Annotated in this window: 21 protein-coding genes; 20 read left to right on the plus strand and 1 reads right to left on the minus strand. The window is 42.7% G+C overall.

Going from position 1 to position 19,888, the window contains the following annotated elements; genetic code table 11:
- The first annotated feature begins 53 nt into the window (after positions 1-53).
- The 6 genes from B5354_RS15730 (at position 54) to spoVE (ending at position 8,426) form a co-directional block, all read left to right on the plus strand.
- Positions 54-1,979, plus strand: coding sequence for a stage V sporulation protein D (locus B5354_RS15730; RefSeq protein WP_079529750.1), 1,926 nt, complete (start codon positions 54-56; stop codon positions 1,977-1,979).
- 85 nt (positions 1,980-2,064) lie between these two features.
- A complete protein-coding gene (locus B5354_RS15735) occupies positions 2,065-3,540 on the plus strand; it encodes a UDP-N-acetylmuramoyl-L-alanyl-D-glutamate--2,6-diaminopimelate ligase (protein WP_079529751.1) in 1,476 nt (491 codons plus the stop codon).
- Positions 3,540-4,892: a UDP-N-acetylmuramoyl-tripeptide--D-alanyl-D-alanine ligase gene (locus B5354_RS15740; protein WP_079529752.1), complete on the plus strand. Its 1,353-nt coding sequence runs from the start codon at positions 3,540-3,542 to the stop codon at positions 4,890-4,892. The genes B5354_RS15735 and B5354_RS15740 overlap by 1 nt, the downstream gene beginning before the upstream one ends.
- Before the next feature lie 38 nt (positions 4,893-4,930).
- Positions 4,931-5,917, plus strand: coding sequence for a phospho-N-acetylmuramoyl-pentapeptide-transferase (mraY, locus tag B5354_RS15745; protein WP_079529753.1), 987 nt, complete (start codon positions 4,931-4,933; stop codon positions 5,915-5,917).
- Positions 5,914-7,257 (plus strand): UDP-N-acetylmuramoyl-L-alanine--D-glutamate ligase, encoded by a 1,344-nt coding sequence (gene murD, locus B5354_RS15750; RefSeq protein WP_079529754.1) that lies wholly within the window; start codon positions 5,914-5,916, stop codon positions 7,255-7,257. The genes mraY and murD overlap by 4 nt, the downstream gene beginning before the upstream one ends.
- A 68-nt stretch (positions 7,258-7,325) precedes the next feature.
- On the plus strand, positions 7,326-8,426 hold the full coding sequence (spoVE, locus tag B5354_RS15755; RefSeq protein ID WP_079529755.1) for a stage V sporulation protein E: 1,101 nt from the start codon (positions 7,326-7,328) through the stop codon (positions 8,424-8,426).
- A 116-nt stretch (positions 8,427-8,542) separates the two neighbouring features.
- Here the strand turns inward: spoVE and B5354_RS20570 are convergent, their stop codons facing one another.
- Positions 8,543-8,683, minus strand: coding sequence for a hypothetical protein (locus B5354_RS20570; protein WP_176142513.1), 141 nt, complete (start codon positions 8,681-8,683; stop codon positions 8,543-8,545).
- Positions 8,684-8,926: 243 nt separating this feature from the next.
- Between B5354_RS20570 and B5354_RS15760 the strand changes: the two genes are divergently transcribed.
- From B5354_RS15760 to B5354_RS15825, 14 genes are all read left to right on the plus strand, one after another.
- Positions 8,927-9,736: a cell division protein FtsQ/DivIB gene (locus tag B5354_RS15760; protein ID WP_079529756.1), complete on the plus strand. Its 810-nt coding sequence runs from the start codon at positions 8,927-8,929 to the stop codon at positions 9,734-9,736.
- Positions 9,726-10,427, plus strand: a complete 702-nt coding sequence (locus B5354_RS15765) for a DUF881 domain-containing protein (RefSeq protein WP_079529757.1) — start codon at positions 9,726-9,728, stop codon at positions 10,425-10,427. The genes B5354_RS15760 and B5354_RS15765 overlap by 11 nt, the downstream gene beginning before the upstream one ends.
- Before the next feature lie 5 nt (positions 10,428-10,432).
- On the plus strand, positions 10,433-11,152 hold the full coding sequence (locus B5354_RS15770) for a DUF881 domain-containing protein (protein ID WP_079529758.1): 720 nt from the start codon (positions 10,433-10,435) through the stop codon (positions 11,150-11,152).
- Position 11,153: 1 nt separating this feature from the next.
- Positions 11,154-11,522 (plus strand): small basic family protein, encoded by a 369-nt coding sequence (locus tag B5354_RS15775; protein WP_079529759.1) that lies wholly within the window; start codon positions 11,154-11,156, stop codon positions 11,520-11,522.
- Between the two features lie 177 nt (positions 11,523-11,699).
- Positions 11,700-12,995 (plus strand): cell division protein FtsA, encoded by a 1,296-nt coding sequence (gene ftsA / locus B5354_RS15780; RefSeq protein ID WP_079529760.1) that lies wholly within the window; start codon positions 11,700-11,702, stop codon positions 12,993-12,995.
- Between the two features lie 73 nt (positions 12,996-13,068).
- Positions 13,069-14,220: a cell division protein FtsZ gene (ftsZ, locus tag B5354_RS15785; protein ID WP_079529761.1), complete on the plus strand. Its 1,152-nt coding sequence runs from the start codon at positions 13,069-13,071 to the stop codon at positions 14,218-14,220.
- A gap of 399 nt (positions 14,221-14,619) precedes the next feature.
- A complete protein-coding gene (spoIIGA, locus tag B5354_RS15790; RefSeq protein ID WP_281252773.1) occupies positions 14,620-15,528 on the plus strand; it encodes a sigma-E processing peptidase SpoIIGA in 909 nt (302 codons plus the stop codon).
- Between the two features lie 16 nt (positions 15,529-15,544).
- Complete coding sequence (sigE, locus tag B5354_RS15795; RefSeq protein ID WP_079529762.1) at positions 15,545-16,261, plus strand: RNA polymerase sporulation sigma factor SigE; 717 nt, start codon at positions 15,545-15,547, stop codon at positions 16,259-16,261.
- 83 nt (positions 16,262-16,344) lie between these two features.
- Positions 16,345-17,124: an RNA polymerase sporulation sigma factor SigG gene (sigG, locus tag B5354_RS15800; RefSeq protein WP_079529763.1), complete on the plus strand. Its 780-nt coding sequence runs from the start codon at positions 16,345-16,347 to the stop codon at positions 17,122-17,124.
- A 98-nt stretch (positions 17,125-17,222) separates the two neighbouring features.
- Positions 17,223-17,498, plus strand: a complete 276-nt coding sequence (locus tag B5354_RS15805) for a YlmC/YmxH family sporulation protein (protein ID WP_079529764.1) — start codon at positions 17,223-17,225, stop codon at positions 17,496-17,498.
- Positions 17,499-17,563: 65 nt separating this feature from the next.
- Complete coding sequence (pgeF, locus tag B5354_RS15810) at positions 17,564-18,355, plus strand: peptidoglycan editing factor PgeF (RefSeq protein WP_079529765.1); 792 nt, start codon at positions 17,564-17,566, stop codon at positions 18,353-18,355.
- Positions 18,356-18,384: 29 nt separating this feature from the next.
- Positions 18,385-19,053 carry a YggS family pyridoxal phosphate-dependent enzyme gene (locus B5354_RS15815; RefSeq protein ID WP_079529766.1) on the plus strand — a complete coding sequence of 223 codons (669 nt, stop codon included), beginning with the start codon at positions 18,385-18,387 and terminating at the stop codon, positions 19,051-19,053.
- A 24-nt stretch (positions 19,054-19,077) separates the two neighbouring features.
- Complete coding sequence (locus B5354_RS15820) at positions 19,078-19,533, plus strand: cell division protein SepF (RefSeq protein ID WP_079529767.1); 456 nt, start codon at positions 19,078-19,080, stop codon at positions 19,531-19,533.
- A 3-nt stretch (positions 19,534-19,536) separates the two neighbouring features.
- Positions 19,537-19,803 (plus strand): YggT family protein, encoded by a 267-nt coding sequence (locus tag B5354_RS15825; protein ID WP_079529768.1) that lies wholly within the window; start codon positions 19,537-19,539, stop codon positions 19,801-19,803.
- The last annotated feature ends 85 nt before the right edge of the window (positions 19,804-19,888 follow it).

The following is a 19,888-nucleotide window of genomic DNA, read 5'->3' on the forward strand; positions in this document are numbered from 1 at the left end:
GATTGCATATAGTGATACAAGCCTACTCTATCGATTTTAAAGGAGTTATGGATATGAGGAGAGTATCACAAGTAGTCGTCAGAAAACGTTTAGTCACTGTTTTTTTAGTGGGGTTAGTTATTTTTACCACGATCGCTGGTCGGTTAGGGTACGTCCAATTCGTGTTGAGTGACTTTTTAATCGCTAAGGCCGAAGAATCATGGGGAAGGGATATTACCTTTGAGCCTGAGCGTGGCAGAATTTTAGACACAAATGGAGAAGTGCTCGTTGGCAACCAATCAGCCCCCACGGTTATGGTCGTGCCAAGACAAATTAAGAAGCCTGAAGAAACGGCCCAAAAACTGGCCAAGATCCTCGATATGACAGTAGAGAAAGCCTATGACCATCTCACAAACAAAGTGTCGATTGAGAAAATCAACCCAGAAGGCCGGAAGATATCTGAAGATCAAGCAGAAGCCATTCAGTCTTTGAACATCCCTGGCGTGTACATAGCTGAAGATTCCAAGCGCTATTACCCACATGGTGCTTTTCTTTCGCATGTACTTGGGTTCAGCGGGATAGATAATCAGGGACTGCTTGGACTGGAAGCCTATTATGATGAGAAACTTAGTGGAGAGCAGGGAGCACTTTCGTTCTTTTCTGATGCAAAAGGAAAGCGAATGCCTGATATTGCTGATGTGTACGAACCACCTGTTGATGGAAAGGATCTGCGTTTGACGATTGACTATAAGGTACAGTCGATCATTGAGCGGGAGCTGGATTTAGCCGTTGAAAAGTACAACCCTGACGGTGCGCTGGCCATTGCTGTCGACCCGGATACTGGCAAGGTAATGGCTATGTCATCGCGTCCTAATTTCCATCCAGGCAATTATCAAAATGTTGATCCATCTGTTTATGATCGGAATTTACCAATCTGGAGTACGTATGAGCCTGGGTCTACGTTCAAAATCATCACCTTAGCAGCAGCTCTTGAAGAAGATGTAGTTGATTTACATGACGACCATTATCATGATGACGGGTCAATAAAAGTGGATGGGACGACCTTGCATTGTTGGAAACGGGGCGGACATGGCGATCAATCCTACCTTGAGGTTGTCCAGAATTCATGTAACCCAGGTTTTGTCACCCTAGGGCAGAAATTAGGCAAAGAAAGCTTGTTTGAATACATTAATCGATTTGGGTTTGGTCAGAAAACAGGGATCGATTTACAAGGTGAAGGAAAAGGGATTTTATTCAAACCGGAACGAGTCGGACCTGTTGAATTGGCGACGACAGCTTTCGGTCAAGGGGTATCTGTCACACCGATTCAGCAAGTTATGGCTGTAGCGGCCGCCGTAAACGGGGGGTACTATTACGAACCTTATGTGCAGGAAGCATGGCTCGACCCAGTGAGCGGTGAAGTTTTGCAAAAAAATGAACCGGAAATGGAGAGACGTGTCATTTCGGAGGAAACGTCAGAGCAAGTAAGAAAAGCACTTGAAAGCGTTGTGGCAAAAGGAACCGGGCGCGGTGCATATGTCGAAGGCTATCGAGTAGGTGGAAAAACAGGTACCGCCCAGAAGGTGGGCGAAGATGGCCAGTATATGAGCAACAACCATATTGTGTCCTTTATTGGATTTGCTCCTGCAGATGATCCTGAACTCGTCGTGTATCTTGCTATTGATAACCCGAAAAACACGGTCCAGTTTGGGGGCGTCGTTGCGGCTCCGATTGTAGGAAATATTATGGAGGACAGTTTGCGTTCCTTAGGTGTTAAACCGAGAAAAGACGGTCTCGAGAAAGAATACGCCTGGCCGGAGGAACCACTTGTTGAAGTTCCGGACGTAACAGGGATGGAGAAAAAAGAACTCACCCAATTTTTAACAACTTTAAAAATTAAAACAAGCGGCGAAGGATCAGAAGTCGTTACTCAAGCACCAGAAGCCGGAGTGAAGGTGCCAAGCGGATCTACTATACGCGTGTACTTGGGTGAGGAATAAGTTGTCAAAATTCATTATAGGACGGTACAGCCGATTATATCTTTGCTATAATGAATGAGAATGTGGGAAAGTTAGGATGATTAGAATGAAGTTGAAAGAGTTATTAGAAATTGTTCCATTTTATAAAACCAACCAATCAATTGATACGATAACGATAACCGGTGTAACGATGGATTCAAGAACCGTTTCCCCTGGCGACTTGTTCGTATGTATTCGCGGGGCCGAAACTGACGGTCATGCTTACGTGACATCTGCAATTGATCAAGGAGCATCTGCAATTGTGGCGGAAGAAGACTTGAATATTGAGTTTCCCATCGTCACTGTAAATGACACGACCAAGGTACTGGCCATGCTGGCAGCCGCCTATTATGAATATCCGACAGAGAGTGTTTACACGATTGGTGTAACAGGTACGAATGGTAAAACAACCGTTACGTATTTGCTTGATGAAATTTTTCGACTTGAACAGCAAACGACAGCCACCATTGGTACGATCCAAATGAATATAGCAGGGGATGTGTATCCAGTGAAGAACACAACCCCTGACGCTCTTTCGTTACAGAGCAGTTTTCGCAAGATGATCGACCGTGGTGTGGAAACGGCGATCATGGAAGTTTCTTCCCATGCCCTTGATCAGGGACGCGTCTATGGCTGCGATTTTGATATTGCTATTTTTACAAATTTGAGTCAAGATCATTTAGATTACCATGAAGATATGGAAGATTATCTTCGTGCTAAGTCCCTATTGTTTGCACAGCTTGGAAACGGGTATAATGTGGAGCGGGAAAAATTCGCTGTCATTAATATTGATTCGCCTGTGGCAGCTAAGCTGGTGCGCTCAACGGCTAAACCGACGTTAACGTATGGCATACATGAGCAAGCAGATATTATGGCGAAAAACATCGATCTTCACGAAAAAGGTGCTTCATATACACTGGAAACTCCTAAAGGGACAGTTATGATTACGAGTCCGTTAATGGGAATGTTCAGTGTGTATAATATGCTGGCAGCAGCCGGAGCTGCTCTGGCTGCGGGTGTAAGCCTGCAGACGATCCAGCAATCCTTCGCGCAAACAGAAGGAGTGCGCGGCCGTTTCGAACCTGTACTAGCGGGTCAGGAATTTGGTGTCGTGGTGGATTATGCTCACACACCGGATTCGCTCGAGAATGTACTGAAAACAATGAAGGAATTTTGCTCTGGGCATATTCGTGTCGTGGTAGGCTGCGGCGGGGACCGTGATCGAACAAAACGTTCGTTAATGGCCGATGTGGCAATGAGATATGGCGACCATATTATTTTCACATCAGACAATCCTCGGACAGAAGAGCCTGAGCGAATTCTATATGACATGACAGCACACCTGGACGGGAATTTCGAGGTGGAAACGGACCGTAAGCAGGCTATCGAACAAGCCATCCTTCACTCAAGTGATGGAGATATGGTGCTGATTGCCGGGAAAGGTCATGAAACGTATCAAGAGATCAACGGTGTACGGTATGACTTTGATGATCGTGAAGTGGCCAGAGATATTTTATTGAAAGTAAAAGGGAGTCATTCTTAATGTTTACAGTCGAAGAACTAACAAACGTCTTTCCGAAGTACAGGGGAGAAACAGATGCTATCTTGATGGAACGCATTATGACAGATACGAGAAAAAAAGCGAAGAAAAGCTTATTTGTTCCGATCGTAGGGGAGTCATTTGATGCGCATCACTTTCTTATGGAAGCAATTGATCAAGGAGCGGTAGCTGCTCTATGGCAGGAAAACTACGCCCTTCCTGAGAGCCTGCCGACAGGATTCCCGGTCTTTTTTGTTAAAGATACAACTGCTGCACTGCAGCAGACTGCGAAATATTATTTGAAGCAAGTTGCTCCGATTGTGATCGGGGTGACCGGCTCAAATGGTAAAACAACCACGAAAGATCTAGTGGCCTCCATCCTGCAAGTCAAGTATAAAACCCATAAAACAGCAGGAAACTATAATAATCACATTGGATTACCGTTAACGATCCTGGCCATGCCGAGAGATACTGAGGTAGCGGTACTAGAAATGGGGATGAATCAGGCTGGTGAAATATCTCTGCTTTCCCGACTAGCGGAACCGGACCATGTGATCATTACAAATATTGGCGAGTCCCATATCGAGAATTTGGGGTCGCGGGAAAATATTTCGCGCGCTAAACTCGAAATTCTCGAAGGCTGGAAACAGCAAGGGTTATATGTCTTTGATGGTGATGAACCGTTGCTTGCTGGTGCTTCCTATGGTCCGTCTGCGATATCGTGCGGGTTCTTAGAGAGCTCGCGGCAGCAAATCCATAATGTGGAAATGACTGATCATGACAGCAGCTTTACTTTTACAGGTACACACTACCATATCCCGCTATCGGGCAGGCATAACGTTAAAAATGCATCATACGTTATAGCTATTGCTACTTTTTTAGGAATGACGCCAGCGGAAATTAATCAAGGGTTTACCCGCCTGGAAATGTCCGGGATGCGTTTTGAGAAACATGAAGGGCAGCAGGGGGCTTTGATTATAAATGATGCTTACAATGCCTCACCTACTTCAATGAAGGCCGTCATTGAAGTGATTTGTCATTTAAAAGAGAAGACACATAAAATACTTGTGCTCGGGGATATGTTTGAGCTGGGCGAACATGCTGATGAACTACATGCAGGCGTCGCTGAAGCGATAACCGATCAAATTCAGGCTGTCTATACGATTGGTGATCATGCTGATAAGATCTCAGCAGCTGTTCAGAAATCTCATCCAACCATCGAAGCCCAACATTTTGAAACAAAACAACAATTGAGTGATCAGCTTCAAGGTCAATTAACATCAGAGAGCGTTGTATTAATTAAAGCTTCACGAGGTATGAAACTTGAAGAGCTAATGACTGATTTAACGAACTGATGAGCAGGCGATTGCGATCACGATAAAGGAGGAAAAACATGAACGACTACATACTTTTCATAACCATGGCTCTAGCATTCGCTATAACAGTCGTTATATCGCCGATCATTATCCCGTTTTTAAGGCGGCTTAAATTTGGCCAGAAAATTAGGGAAGAGGGTCCACAATCTCATCAGAAGAAATCGGGTACACCTACGATGGGCGGTGTGATGATCCTGATCGGGATCACACTGACTACGCTCGCCATTACCTTATGGTTTTTACCTGAAGCAGAAGGTGTCAAGGTATTTATTGTGCTGTTTGTACTACTGGGTTATGGATTATTAGGATTTCTGGACGATTATATTAAAGTGGCCAAGAAACGAAATCTTGGGTTAACGTCAAAGCAGAAGATGGCTGGGCAAATTGTGATTGCCATCGTCGTCTATTGGATGTTAGTACAAAATGATTTCCCCACATACATTACGCTCCCTGGGACTTCCTTTGAGCTCGAATTGGGATGGGGGTATGGACTATTAATTTTATTCATGCTTGTTGGTGGATCCAATGCTGTCAATCTGACAGACGGACTAGATGGTCTTCTTGCCGGAACTGCAGCAATCGCCTTTGGAGCATTTGGTATTTTAGCGTGGAATGGCGAAGCTGATACAGTCGTCGCCATTTTCTCGATTGCTGTTGTGGGAGCACTATTAGGTTTCCTAGTGTTTAACGCACACCCTGCCAAAGTGTTTATGGGCGATACGGGCTCGCTTGCTTTAGGCGGAGCCATTGCTATTATTGCTATTTTGACAAAACTTGAATTGCTTCTCGTCATCATTGGCGGGGTATTTGTAATTGAAACCTTATCAGTCATTATTCAAGTAATTTCATTTAAAACGACAGGCAAGCGAGTATTTAAAATGAGCCCCTTGCACCATCATTATGAGTTGAAAGGATGGTCTGAGTGGCGTGTCGTCACCACATTCTGGACGGTGGGGCTGCTTTTCGCAATACTCGGGATTTATATTGAGGTGATGTTCGGATGAGAAGTTTTTCATCATTTGCTTATAAGCATGTATTAGTGTTAGGTCTTGCTAAAAGCGGTACTGCAGCAGCTGAACTACTTTTAGACAGCGGGGTTTCGGTACGTATTAATGATTTGAAAGCGGATGAAGAAAGTGATCTGGTGAAACGTCTTAAAAGCAAGGGGGCAGAAGTGATCACGGGTGGCCATCCCCTCCATATCCTTGACGGTATCGACCTGATCGTTAAAAACCCGGGAATTCGTTATGATAATCCGATTGTAGCCGAAGGGCAAAAACGGGGGATTTCAATCGTCACCGAAATTGAACTGGCGGGTCAGCTTCATCGGGGAGATTTAGTAGGCGTAACTGGCTCCAATGGTAAAACAACGACCACAACACTGATTCATGCTTTTTTAGAGGCAGATCAACAACCTGTATCTATTGCAGGGAATATTGGCGAAGTAGCTTCTGAAGTAGCTCGTACCACAACAGAAGAAGAGACGATGGTCATCGAGCTGTCTTCTTTTCAACTGATGGGCGTGGAAACCTTTAAACCGAGCATTGCTGTCTGGTTGAATTTATTCGAAGCACATCTAGATTATCACCATACGCTGGACAATTATTTTCAGGCCAAAGCAAATATCATGAGAATGCAGACAGAAGAAGATTACTTGGTATATAACGCGGATGATGAAGCAATTTTATCATTCCTGCACGAGGCAGCTTCCATTCGAGTTCCTTTCTCGATCACGAAAAAAGTGAACGGGGCATGGACAGATGACGAGTATATTTATTTTAAAGAAGAGAAAGTCATGAAGCGCAGTGAAATTGTCCTTGTGGGGGAACACAACCTGGCAAATATTCTGGCAGCCGTTGCGACGGTTAAAATAAGAGGAATTTCAAATCATGCCATTCAAACCATTCTGACAAGCTTTGCAGGCGTAACGCATCGGTTGGAATATGTCACTAAAAAACGAGGCGTTTTATTTTATAATGATTCAAAAGCTACAAATATTTTAGCAACTTCCTATGCGTTAAGGTCGTTTACACAGCCGACTGTATTGTTGGCAGGGGGGCTTGACCGGGGAAACAGTTTCGATGCGCTCGTACCTTATTTGAATCATGTGAAAGCTATGGTCGTGTTCGGGGAAACAAAAGACAAGCTGGCTGTGGCTGCAAAACAGGCGGATGTTGAGCATGTAAAGATCGTTGAAACGATGGACGAAGCTGTAGATGCTGCTGATCGTTTTGCGAATGAAGGGGATGTCGTTTTATTATCTCCGGCTTGTGCCAGCTGGGATCAATATCGTACATTCGAAGAAAGAGGTCATATGTTTAAACAAGCTGTGCATAAGCTGTAAGTAAGGGGCTTATGTGACAAGCTTGACAAGCCCTGTTTTCCAATTCATATGGGAGGTAGGGCTTTTTTATGGACAGAAATGAAAAAAAGCCAGACATATGGCTGACTTGTACAATCCTTAGCATTTTAATTATTGGCATTGTGATGGTTTACAGCTCCTCAAGCATCTGGTCAGAATATAAATTTGATGATGCCTGGTATTATGCCAAACGACAAATATTGTTTGCGATCTTAGGTTTGATTTCGATGGTTGCCTTATCCCGGATTCCATATCACATTTGGTTTAAGCATGCGAAATGGATCGCGATCCTCTGTCTCGTTTTTCTCGTCGCCGTGTTAATTCCAGGAGTAGGGATGGTCCGCGGGGGCGCGCGAAGCTGGATTGGAATTGGAATGTTCAGCATCCAGCCATCAGAGTTCATGAAGCTTGGATTAATTATCTTTCTGGCCAAATTTTTAGCGTTAAGGCAAAAGAAAATTGCTTCGTTCCAGGAAGGGTTTCTACCTGGACTGGCCATGATCCTCGTTCCATTTGCTCTGATTATGCTTCAGCCTGATTTAGGGACAGGCGTCGTTATGGTCACCACATGCCTCGTAATGATGTTTACAGCTGGTGCTAGAATCAGCCACTTTATGTGGATCGCAGCTGCTGGGGCAGCAGGGATGGTCGGATTGATTGCTTCGGCACCGTACCGAATTGATCGGATTACAGCCTTTTTGCATCCGTGGGAAGATCCGCTTGGGACTGGCTTTCAAATTATCCAATCCTTATATGCGATCGGACCAGGAGGACTGCTTGGAGTGGGGTTAGGGAACAGCATGCAGAAGTTCTTCTACCTGCCTGAACCGCAAACCGATTTCATTTTCTCTGTGTTAGCTGAAGAATTAGGGTTTCTCGGCGGCTGTGCGGTACTGTTTTTATTTTTGATTTTATTGTGGCGCGGAATTCGTGCCAGCTTATACGCACCAGACTTATATGGCAGTTTACTGGCACTTGGAATAGTTGGGATGATCTCCATTCAAGTGATGATCAATGTCAGCGTGGTGACAGGGTTAATCCCGGTAACAGGAATAACGCTTCCGCTCGTCAGTTATGGAGGGTCTTCTTTAACGTTAACTCTAGCTGCACTTGGTTTATTGTTAAGCGTCAGCCGCTATTCAACGAAATAGATGAACGACGCGGTAACTATACAGATCAGCTGGCGTCAAACTAATAACGCCATAACGCGGAATGTACCAACCCATTTCATGACATGCGTTGTGATGAAATGGGAGCGGTGTTTGCTTCAACTTTGCTTTCCGAGGAAGCTGAGGCCGTGCCCGCGGAAAGCGAAGTGTTTTGACGGAGCGATGGTAGAAATTCTTTCTTGGCCATACAAGTAATCCGAACTGATTTTTTCAATCGTTCGGATTATTTTATGTTTCATTCAGTTTAGTCCCAGCCTCCCTTTTGTAAAGTTATTGACTGAGATAAAATATCCTGTTTTTATACGAGAAAGAGAGCTTGAAAAAACAAGCATTAAATTGCAAACTAGTTCCTAATTCGCATGGGTATATGTGATATAATAGGGGGTACCATGAGCCTAATCAGTTCATATTAAATGATTGAAAAAGTTAGAAGTTTGCTATGATGAAGTTTTTGCATCTGGCAACAAGGAGACATGCTGATTATGGAAGAAAAAAAGAAAGTTGTTTCCATAGAGGATCGAATTCCTAAATTAAAACAAGTTAGAAAGAAAAAAGCGAATAGAAGGTTAGTTCAATACTTGTCCGTATTATTTCTGTTAATCGCGATTGTCGTCTATTTACAGTCCCCTCTTAGTCATGTACGCAACATTGAGGTAGAAGGGGAGAATTACGTCAGCAGCGAGAAAATCAAAGATATGTCAGGGATAACTGATACTACGAATTTTTGGAAAGTTGATCCAGCTGATATAGAGGAAAATATCACCTCACATAATCAAATTATTGATGTCGAAGTGAAGAGAAATTTACCAAGTACGATCCGCATCGAGGTAGAGGAAGCGGAACGAATTGGATATGTACAGGTAGATGGCAAGTATCAGCCTATTTTAGAAAATGGCACAAAGCTTGATGTGCAAATGGCTATCCCTGGCGGGGACGCTCCCGTTTTAAAAGGGTTTACAAAAGCCACTTACTTAAAAGAAATGTCTAAAGAACTTAAAGAGCTTTCAAACAGTATTGCCAGTTTAATATCTGAAATTCACTGGACTCCTAAAGAGGACAACCCCTATCTGATCACGCTGTACATGAATGACGGGTATGAAGTACAAGCTTCGATACGAACTTTTTCCAGTAAAATGCCAGCTTACCCTTCCATTGTCTCTCAGCTGAGCGAGGATCAGGAAGGAATCGTACATATTGATGTAGGTGCCTATTTTGAAGCCTATCCGGACTCGAAGAAGGAAGAAGAAGACGCGGAAGGTAATGCGGCAGAGGAGAATAGGGATGAGTCATAAAGGAAGAACCTTTATCCTTTCTCTCGTGTTACTCAGTTCTGGTTTTCTAGTCGCTTACAGCTACCAGCAAACGAAAGCAGAACCGGAAATGGTTCAGTTAAATGACACTCAATGGGAAAAAGAATACTATTATCAGCAGCAGTTGTTAAAAATTGAAAAAAGGAATAAACAGCTGAAAGAAGAACTAAGAAGTAAGCGTAAAGAAATTCAGGAGTTCGAACGTCAGTTGGCGCAGTCTGAACAAATGGTTTCAGATTACGTGGATGAAAAGCAGGAACTTCAGCTATTGGCGGGCGAATTACCCGTCAAGGGGCCAGGTGTGACCATTACGCTGCGTGACTCCAAATACACCCCTGAGTCCGGCAATATTAATAACTATATGGTCCATGAAAGCCATGTACACCTTGTTATTAACGAGCTGCTAAGCGCAGGAGCTAAGGCAGTATCTATTAATGGGCAGCGTTATTTCAGTGATAGCTACATCTCCTGTACGGGCCCTGTCATCACAGTAGATGGTGTCCAACATGCTGCCCCTTTCGTGATTTCCGCGATCGGAGACAGAAATGTCCTCTATTCAAGTCTTGATTTGACACGCGGGGTAGTAGATCAATTGGAGAGTGAGCATGTTGATGTTGAACTGACTGAAGAAAACGAAATCAACATGAAAGCCAGAGTAACATCTGAAGGGTGAACGGCATGAGCAAACGAACAACATGGATGATTTCAGTTATCTTTCTGGTTATTGGATTTATGATTGCAATTCAATATCAAACGACCAAAGCTGGACCTGTAGAGCGGGACACAAGGGATGTATGGGAAATAAGAGAGGCATTAGAAAGTCAGCAAACCCAACAGCAGGATCTTTTGGAGAAAATTTCCAAGGCAGATCGTACGATCGAGAAGTATCAGGAGCAGAGCCAGCAAGAGCAAATCGAAACATTGAAATCTTCAATCAGCACACTCGAAAGGAAACTCGGGCTGACTCAGCAAACAGGTTCTGGAATTATAATTGAGGTAAAGCCAATCTTTGTGGAGACAGAAGAAGTGCAAAGTTACCCTTCCATTTCACCCGAACTCCTAACTCGTTTGATTAATGATTTAAACAAGTTTGGGGCAACAGAAATAGCGATAGGTAACGAACGCGTTACTAATTTATCACCAGTGAGAGGTGTGAACGGCTATACTTATATAAACAATCGCCCTTTACCCCCGTTGCCTGTGACCATTTATGCCCTCTCCTCTAATCCTGAAAAGCTGTCAGACTATATGGTAGTGAGTCAGTCAAAAGATTACTTTGCCATTGAAAACCTTGAACTGAAAGTTAGTATAAAGAGCAACATCACCTTGCCGGAGTATGAAGATCCTTTACATTTAGAAGTGTTACAAAAAGGGGAAATGGGGGAGACAAGTGAATAGAATGTGGCTCCCTGTACTGTTTTTGATTATAGGGGTTGCGGTTGGTTTGATGACCAACCTTCGCATACCTGAGGAGTATAAGGATTATCTGTCTATTGCTGTTTTAGCTGCATTTGATACACTATTAGGAGGGGTACGGGCTAGTTTGGAGAAAACATTTAATGAGACCGTATTCGTGACTGGCTTTTTTTCAAATGTCGCTCTAGCGGCGTTGCTCGCCTTTGTAGGTGTGCAACTGGGGATAGACCTTTATCTTGCAGCAGTATTTGCTTTTGGGGTGCGTTTATTCCAGAATATCGCTGTAATCAGGAGACAAGTAATTGACCAACGGCTTATCACACGCAAAATTGAAAAAATGAGGCAAAAATAAAAGGAATTTTTGAAGTGGTGTGGAAAATTATAATTATACAAATTTTTCTATTCAGCCGTTGATTTCTTTACCCAATTTATCAATTCATTTACGTTTGTATTGCAATGATTGTTTTTTATCTGTAAATTCGATATGATTTTAATACTTATATGGCTTGTAATAGGAGGTGCGTCACTGGTGAATCAAAATGAAATATTAGTGAGTTTAGATATAGGAACGAGTCGAATTAAAGTTATTATTGGAGAAATTATGAATGATTCCCTTAATATAATTGGCGTTGGATCATCCAAATCAAATGGCATGAAAAAGGGCGCTATTGTAGATATTGACCAAACCGTACATTCGATTAGATCTGCTGTAGAACAAGCAGAGCGAATGGTAGATATGAAGATAGATCGTGTAGTAGTCGGTGTTAACGGCAATCATATTCAACTACAGCCCTGCCATGGGGTCGTAGCTGTTTCTAGTGAAACGCGTGAAATTGGGAATGAGGACATTACGAGAGTAATAGATGCAGCACAGGTGGTTTCAATACCTCCTGAAAGGGAAATTATTGACGTAATCCCACAGCAATTTATTGTGGATGGCCAGGATGAAATCACAGACCCTCGCGGGATGATCGGAGTTCGTCTGGAAATGGAAGGCATGATTATTACATGCGCGAAAACCGTTTTACATAATACATTGAAATGTGTGGAACGAGCCGGATTAGAAGTGCTCGATGTTTGCTTGCAGCCACTGGCAACCGGTACGGTGGCGCTTTCTGAGGATGAAACAAACCTCGGAGTGGCTCTTGTCGATGTAGGCGGTGGATCAACGACCGTATCTATTTTCGATGAAGGGTACTTAAAAGGCACAAGTATGATCCCTTATGGTGGAGATAATTTAACGAAAGACTTGTCCGTTGGTTTAAGAACTTCTACACAGGAAGCAGAACAAATTAAAATTGATCATGGGCATGCTTTTTTTGATGATGCGAACGAAGAGGAAACATTTTCTGTCACAATTATTGGGAGTAATCGCGAACAATCATTCAATCAATTGCAAATCTCTGATATGATTGAAGCAAGACTGGAAGAAATCCTTGTTTTTGCTGCCCAGGAATTGCAGCGCATGGGTGTACGTGAACTACCGGGGGGCTTTGTGCTTACCGGCGGCGCGATGAATATGCCTGGCGTACTGGAGTTGGCTCAAGATGTGTTCAACTCAAATATTCGATTAGCCATCCCTGATTACATTGGTGTTCGCGAGCCACAGTACACGAGTGGTGTTGGGATATTGCAATTCGCTTATCGTAATGCGAAAATACAAGGGAAAGAGATGTTTCCATCTGTCTCTATGGATTTTGAGCAGCCTGCTCCTAAAAAGCAGAAGCGGGTGGCGAAGCAGCCAAAAGAAGAAGAAACTGAAGAGCCTAAGAAGAAGAAAAAAGAATCAGGGTTCCAAAACCTATTAAAGTATTTCTTTGATTAAAAGAACAGGACAAGACCATGTGAACGTTAAACATAGTAAATCTTGTAATCTTGTGTATTAGGAGGAACGGAAGATGTTAGAGTTTGATACGAGTATGGACCAGCTAGCTACAATTAAAGTAATTGGTGTCGGTGGCGGCGGAAGTAACGCCGTTAACCGAATGATCGAGCATGGAGTTCAAGGTGTAGAATTTATTGCGGTGAACACAGATGCTCAGGCGTTGAATCTATCAAAAGCTGAAGTGAAAATGCAGATTGGTGGTAAACTGACACGCGGACTTGGTGCTGGAGCGAATCCAGAAGTGGGTCGCAAGGCAGCTGAAGAAAGCAAAGAACAGTTAGAAGAAGCCTTGCAAGGGGCCGATATGGTTTTCGTTACAGCTGGAATGGGTGGAGGCACTGGTACAGGTGCAGCTCCTGTTATCGCTCAGGTAGCCAAAGAACTTGGGGCTTTAACTGTTGGTGTTGTTACCCGTCCGTTTACGTTTGAAGGGCGCAAGCGTTCTACTCAGGCAACAGGTGGAATTGAAGGCTTAAAAGGCAGTGTGGATACGTTAATCGTTATTCCAAATGACCGCCTGCTTGAAATCGTTGATAAAAACACACCAATGCTTGAAGCTTTCCGTGAAGCCGACAACGTGCTTCGTCAAGGTGTTCAGGGTATTTCAGATTTGATTGCAGTCCCTGGTTTAATTAACGTTGACTTTGCAGACGTAAAAACCATCATGGTTGATAAAGGTTCAGCATTGATGGGGATTGGTATTGCAACAGGAGAAAGCCGGGCTGCAGAAGCTGCCAAAAAAGCGATCTCCTCACCATTGCTTGAGACGTCCATTGATGGAGCGCACGGTGTTCTCATGAACATTAGCGGTGGAGCAAATTTAAGTCTTTATGAAGTACAGGAGGCAGCCGATATTGTCACATCGGCAGCAGATCAGGAAGTAAATGTTATCTTTGGTTCGGTTATCAACGAGAACTTGAAAGATGAGATCGTCGTTACTGTTATTGCGACTGGATTTGATGAAGCTCAAATTGCAGAAGCTCAGAAGAGACCACGCGGTAATATGATGAATCAATCGAAGCCAACACCTCAAGAGCGTGTACGTGAGGAACAGCCGCAATCACGTCGGGAGGCTTCTCATCAAGTGCCGCCTAAACAAGCTCCGCAAGAGGAAGATACACTTGATATTCCTACGTTTTTACGTAACCGTAATCGCCGTAGATAAATAAGTGTGAGAATATCGCTGTCCCAAAAGGGGCAGCGATATTTTTATGTTCATAGATCTATTTTTCAGCTCAGCTGTTAAGTTTAAATGAGATTGACGCGCCAAGCACCGTTAGGATTAGTCAATCGATTCTGAGGAATCACACGATGGAGTATTCCAGATTAAGACATCTGGTGCTTAAATTATAGAATTTATTAAACTAACGATATTTTAGTTTACATAATAAAATTATTATGTACTTAATGCTGCAGTTTTCCCCCCTACTCATTTTTGAGATTCCCCATAAACCACTAGACAGAAACTAACAAAACTAGCTTTGAATCAAATCATAATGTGACAGACTTTTTGCATAGACAGGCTTTATACTAATTTATAAATCAATAGAGAGGAGAGGGGAGGATTTACCTTGATGCTGTTTGGACATTGAATATTTTCATGGACGGGATGATTCTATACTTAACGCAAGGATTAACTCGAGCGAAAACGACCAATAAGCGCTTGGCCGTTGCAGCCTTGTTTGCTTCCTGCATCGTTCCTATTACGGTGTATATGCCTCATATTTGGTTAACTTCAGCGTTAGGGAAGTTATTTTTTTCGCTTTTCATTATCTATATGGCGTTTTCCTTTAAATCTATTCAATCATTTTTCATCCAATGGCTGACGTTTTATTTTGTAACGTTTGCTATTGGAGGCGCTTTACTTGGGATTCATTTTTTCTTAAACAGTCGAATTGAGTTTGATGGAAGCAATATCATTACCTTTTCTTCTGGATATGGAGATCCTGTCAGCTGGGTACTTGTGTGTGTCGGCTTCCCGTTATCATGGTTGTTTACGAAATGGCGAATGGAACAAGTGCAAGCTCACAAAATGAAATCAGAGGATTTGTATACTGTCACGGTCAGCTTTGATGGCAAACAAGCAGATTGTACCGGGTTAGTGGATAGTGGAAACCAGTTGATTGACCCAATCAGCAAGAAAATGGTTTTCTTAGCTGACCTCCACGTATGGAAACAGCTTTTGCCCGAACAGGATTTGGAGTACGTAAAGACAGACGAAGTATTGGAGCACTTAGAAGAATTGTCACCTGCCGTTCAATCAGCGGTCCGTGTCGTACCGTATCAGGGGGCAGGGTCGCTTGGGCAGTTGATGGTTACGTTCTTTGTCGAGTCGATAACCATTCATACTGATGAAGGTCAATTAAAGGTAGATCAACCACTCCTAGGCGTTCAGCATCATGACTTAACTCACGACCAAATGTACCAGATTTTAATTCATCCCCATGCTTCATTAAAGGGAATTACGGCTTAGCGAAGGGAGAGTTTTCATGAAGTGGAAATTTAAACTAAAGTTATGGATTTATAAGTTATTAATAAAACTCGGTATTAAGCAAAGTGAAATTTATTACATTGGCGGGAGTGAGGCATTGCCTCCACCTTTATCCCGAGAGGAAGAACGCGAATTATTAGAACGGCTGCCTAAAGGGGACAAGGCAGCGAGGGCTATGCTGATTGAACGTAACCTGCGTCTCGTTGTCTATATTGCTCGCAAATTTGAGAATACGGGACTGAACATCGAAGATTTAATTAGTATCGGTACGATTGGACTTATTAAAGCTGTGAATACGTTTGATCCGGAGAAGAAGATTAAATTGGCAACATACGCGTCAAGATGTATTGAAAATGAAATTCTCATGCACTTGCGTAAGAGCAACAAGCTTAAGACTGAAGTTTCTTTTGATGAACCATTAAATGTTGATTGGGACGGCAATGAATTACTTTTATCTGACATACTTGGAACGGATGAAGATTTAATTACCAGAGGCATTGAGAAAAAGATTGATAAAACATTACTTAAATCCGCCCTTAAACAATTAAACGATCGTGAGAAAGAAATTATGGAATTACGTTTTGGATTGATTGGAAAAAAAGAAAAAACTCAAAAAGATGTTGCAGATATGATGGGCATCTCTCAATCCTATATATCAAGGCTTGAGAAGAAAATCATCCGCCGCCTGCAACGTGAGTTTGATAAAATGGTATAGATATTCTTACATGAAGTCGTGCATAAATTTTCCTCCCAAGGAGATACTGAGAACTGATTAAAGCTTCTTGGGAGGGTCTTACATTGACACGTCATAAAGTAGAAATATGTGGTGTAGATACATCAAAGCTTCCTGTACTTAAAAATAAAGAAATGCGGGCCCTATTTAAACGAATGCAAAGTGGAGATGACAGTGCTCGAGAAGAGCTTGTCAATGGAAACTTACGCCTTGTTTTGTCAGTCATTCAGAGGTTTAACAATCGTGGCGAATACGGGGATGATTTATTCCAGGTTGGCTGTATTGGATTGATGAAATCGATTGATAACTTTGATCTCAGTCACAATGTGAAGTTTTCCACCTATGCCGTTCCGATGATCATTGGAGAAATTCGCCGATACTTGCGGGATAATAATCCTATTCGCGTTTCCCGTTCACTTCGGGATACAGCCTACAAAGCGCTGCAAATGCGCGAGAAAATGATAGGTGAAACATCGAAGGATCCAGCCCCTCATGAAATCGCTGATAAAATGGGTGTGCCCCATGAGGATGTTGTCTTTGCGATGGATGCGATACAGGATCCTGTTTCCTTGTTTGAACCGATTTATAATGATGGCGGAGACCCTATTTTTGTTGTCGATCAATTAAAGGACGACCGTGAAAAAGATTCCAACTGGGTGGACGAGCTATCTTTAAGAGAAGGTATGAAAAAGCTGAATGACCGTGAAAAGATGATTTTAACGAAACGATTTTTTCAAGGAAAAACTCAAATGGAAGTTGCCGATGAAATCGGTATTTCACAAGCACAAGTTTCAAGGCTGGAGAAAGCGGCCATAAAGGAAATGAATTCATCTATGTTTCAATAGGGAAAACACCGTTTGCAAGGAATTGCAGCGGTGTTTTCTTTTTGTAAAGAAAGAGTTGCCGACCTTGTGCATACACTCTAGAAAGGAGTGGTGAAGTAATGAAAATTTCTGAACTGCAAATGAAAGATGTTATTGCCATGGAAACAGGGGAACGTCTCGGCTATATATCAGATTTAGACATCGACACTCAGCGCGGCCAGTTGCAAGGGTTAGTCATTACCCTAAAAGGAAAAGCGATGGGGCTGTTCGGCAAGGATGAGGAAATCGTCATCCCCTGGACACAAATTGTAAACATTGGGGCCGACGTTATTTTAGTGAAAAAATCCAGTTATAGTGGAGTTAAGAGTCAACAAAAGTCAAATTCTCACGAATGACTTACGAATGATATAGGAAAAAGCATGAATAATGTGGTAAAATGGAGGGAAATTGAGGTGGTATTATGACCGAGCCTTTCAAACACCAGGCGACGAGACATTTATCGTGTTTAGAAGAATATGGCGTAAAAGCAGGAATAACGACGAGACAGAACGGGTATAGTGAAGTGCCATACGATTCATTAAATATGGGATTACATGTCGGCGATGCAGAAGCTGACGTGTTACGGAATCGCAAAGAACTTGCATATGAATTGGGAATTCCATTAGCCCAATGGGTGATGGGCCAACAAGTTCATGGCACGGGTGTACACGTTGTCAAACAGGAAGATGCAGGAAGAGGAGCATTTGCTAAAGAACAGACGATAGCTGATGTAGATGGATTAATTACCAATCAAAAAGATCTTCTTCTTACCGCCTTCTATGCGGATTGTGTTCCTCTTCTTTTCATCGACCCGGAAGCAGAATGGATTGGGATTGCTCATGCAGGCTGGAAAGGTACTGTGCATGATATGACTGGGCGCATGGTTAATGCATTAACAAGCCAGGGAGCTTCTGCCGCGAACATGAGGATGGTTATCGGACCTTCCATTGGTGAACGAAATTATGAAGTCGACCACCATGTTATTCGTCACATTCCCGAAGCTTATAAGAAGAAAGTGTCCATTCCTAAGGGATCTGATAAATATATGTTAGACTTGAAAGAATTAAACAGACAAACGGCGCTTGATGCAGGTTTGCGCGAATCCCACATTTATAAGACGAATTTATGTACGTATGAGGAAGACGAGCTATTCTATTCTCATCGGCGTGACCATGGGAAAACGGGAAGAATGCTGGCTTATATTGGTCTTTAAGTAAATGTGAAAGGAGCAGCGATACATACATGACTGTAGCAGACAACTTAACAAAAATGGAAGAAACAATTGAGCAAGCGTGCAGCAGAAGTAATCGTAATCGTGATGAGATTACGATCATTGCTGTAACGAAGTACGTATCGATCGAGAGAACAAAGGAAGCATTGGAAGCTGGGGTTATAAATCTTGGTGAGAACAGGAAAGAAGGCTTCCTTGAGAAATATGAGAGTATTGGAGATCAGGCGAAGTGGCATTTTATTGGTTCACTGCAATCGCGTAAGGTGAAAGATGTAATCCACCAAATCGATATGCTTCACTCTTTGGATCGCCGGTCCCTGGCAAAAGAAATGAATAAGCGGGCTGAAGACCCTGTTTCTTGTTTTGTACAAGTTAATGTCAGTGGAGAGGAATCGAAACATGGCCTCGCCCCAGAGGAAGTGGGCTCCTTCATTGAGGCCATGAAGGCCTATGACAAAATTAAGATTGTCGGACTAATGACTATGGCGCCGCATATTGAGGCAGAAGAGGAATTAAGAGCCGTTTTTAGAAAGCTGCGTGCTTTACGTGACCAGGTAAGGGACAAGCATCTGGCCCATGCTCCTTGCGAATGGCTGTCCATGGGAATGAGTAATGATTACCAGATTGCCATTGAAGAAGGAGCTACTCACATTCGGGTCGGATCTAGTTTAGTAGGATAATAAAAAATATCTGAGGTGATCAGAATGAGCATGAAAAACAAATTCAAATCTTTTTTTACACTGGAAGATGAATATGAATACGTCGACGAAGATAGAATGGATAGTGAAGCAGAGGAAGAAGAAATAGCACCAATGCAAAGAAACAGGCAAAGACAGGAACATCAAAATGTAGTGAGCCTGAAAAGCGCCAAGTCGTCTTCTAAGATGGTTCTAAGTGAACCTAAAGCGTATAACGAGGCGCAGGAAATAGCTGACCAGCTTGTCAATCGTAAAGCAGTGGTTATTAATTTGCAGCGAGTAGACCATCATCAAGCGAAGCGAATTGTGGATTTTCTCAGTGGTACCGTTTATGCTATAGGTGGAGACATTCAAAAGCTTGGTACCCAAACATTTTTATGTACCCCGGATAATGTGGAGATTTCTGGTTCGATTACAGAAATGCTGATGGGTGAAGAAGAAGATATGAGTAGAAGGTGGTAAATGATGGCCCAGTTGTTCAATGTTTTATTTTTTGCGATTAATATTTATAGTTGGCTCTTAATAATTTACATTCTTTTGTCTTGGTTCCCAGGAGCAAAAGAGTCAAGTTTTGGTGAGATTCTCAGTAAAATGTGCGAACCATTTCTAGAGCCGTTTCGAAAGATCATTCCGCCGCTAGGAATGATTGATTTATCTCCTCTTGTAGCCATTTTTGTCTTACGTTTTGCAGGACAAGGTCTTCAAGTTTTGTTTAATATGATTTTTTATTAATAACCGAAAATCGGAACAGGTTAGATGCTAGCCGAAAGCAGCCAGCCTCTCATCTGTTCTTTTTGTCGTAAGCGGTGGTGAACTT

Source organism: Halobacillus hunanensis (assembly GCF_900166655.1).
GTDB lineage: Bacteria > Bacillota > Bacilli > Bacillales > Halobacillaceae > Halobacillus_A > Halobacillus_A hunanensis.

Coding starts and splice junctions, on each gene's coding strand:
- ftsZ (WP_079529761.1), top strand. CDS start 13,069: ATGTTAGAGTTTGATACGAGTATGGACCAGCTAGCTACAATTAAAGTA.
- B5354_RS15805 (WP_079529764.1), top strand. CDS start 17,223: ATGAAAATTTCTGAACTGCAAATGAAAGATGTTATTGCCATGGAAACA.
- B5354_RS15735 (WP_079529751.1), top strand. CDS start 2,065: ATGAAGTTGAAAGAGTTATTAGAAATTGTTCCATTTTATAAAACCAAC.
- B5354_RS15820 (WP_079529767.1), top strand. CDS start 19,078: ATGAGCATGAAAAACAAATTCAAATCTTTTTTTACACTGGAAGATGAA.
- B5354_RS15775 (WP_079529759.1), top strand. CDS start 11,154: ATGTGGCTCCCTGTACTGTTTTTGATTATAGGGGTTGCGGTTGGTTTG.
- B5354_RS15815 (WP_079529766.1), top strand. CDS start 18,385: ATGACTGTAGCAGACAACTTAACAAAAATGGAAGAAACAATTGAGCAA.
- B5354_RS15825 (WP_079529768.1), top strand. CDS start 19,537: ATGGCCCAGTTGTTCAATGTTTTATTTTTTGCGATTAATATTTATAGT.
- mraY (WP_079529753.1), top strand. CDS start 4,931: ATGAACGACTACATACTTTTCATAACCATGGCTCTAGCATTCGCTATA.
- B5354_RS15770 (WP_079529758.1), top strand. CDS start 10,433: ATGAGCAAACGAACAACATGGATGATTTCAGTTATCTTTCTGGTTATT.
- B5354_RS15760 (WP_079529756.1), top strand. CDS start 8,927: ATGGAAGAAAAAAAGAAAGTTGTTTCCATAGAGGATCGAATTCCTAAA.
- pgeF (WP_079529765.1), top strand. CDS start 17,564: ATGACCGAGCCTTTCAAACACCAGGCGACGAGACATTTATCGTGTTTA.
- murD (WP_079529754.1), top strand. CDS start 5,914: ATGAGAAGTTTTTCATCATTTGCTTATAAGCATGTATTAGTGTTAGGT.
- B5354_RS20570 (WP_176142513.1), bottom strand. CDS start 8,683: ATGAAACATAAAATAATCCGAACGATTGAAAAAATCAGTTCGGATTAC.
- B5354_RS15765 (WP_079529757.1), top strand. CDS start 9,726: ATGAGTCATAAAGGAAGAACCTTTATCCTTTCTCTCGTGTTACTCAGT.
- B5354_RS15740 (WP_079529752.1), top strand. CDS start 3,540: ATGTTTACAGTCGAAGAACTAACAAACGTCTTTCCGAAGTACAGGGGA.
- B5354_RS15730 (WP_079529750.1), top strand. CDS start 54: ATGAGGAGAGTATCACAAGTAGTCGTCAGAAAACGTTTAGTCACTGTT.
- spoVE (WP_079529755.1), top strand. CDS start 7,326: ATGGACAGAAATGAAAAAAAGCCAGACATATGGCTGACTTGTACAATC.
- sigE (WP_079529762.1), top strand. CDS start 15,545: ATGAAGTGGAAATTTAAACTAAAGTTATGGATTTATAAGTTATTAATA.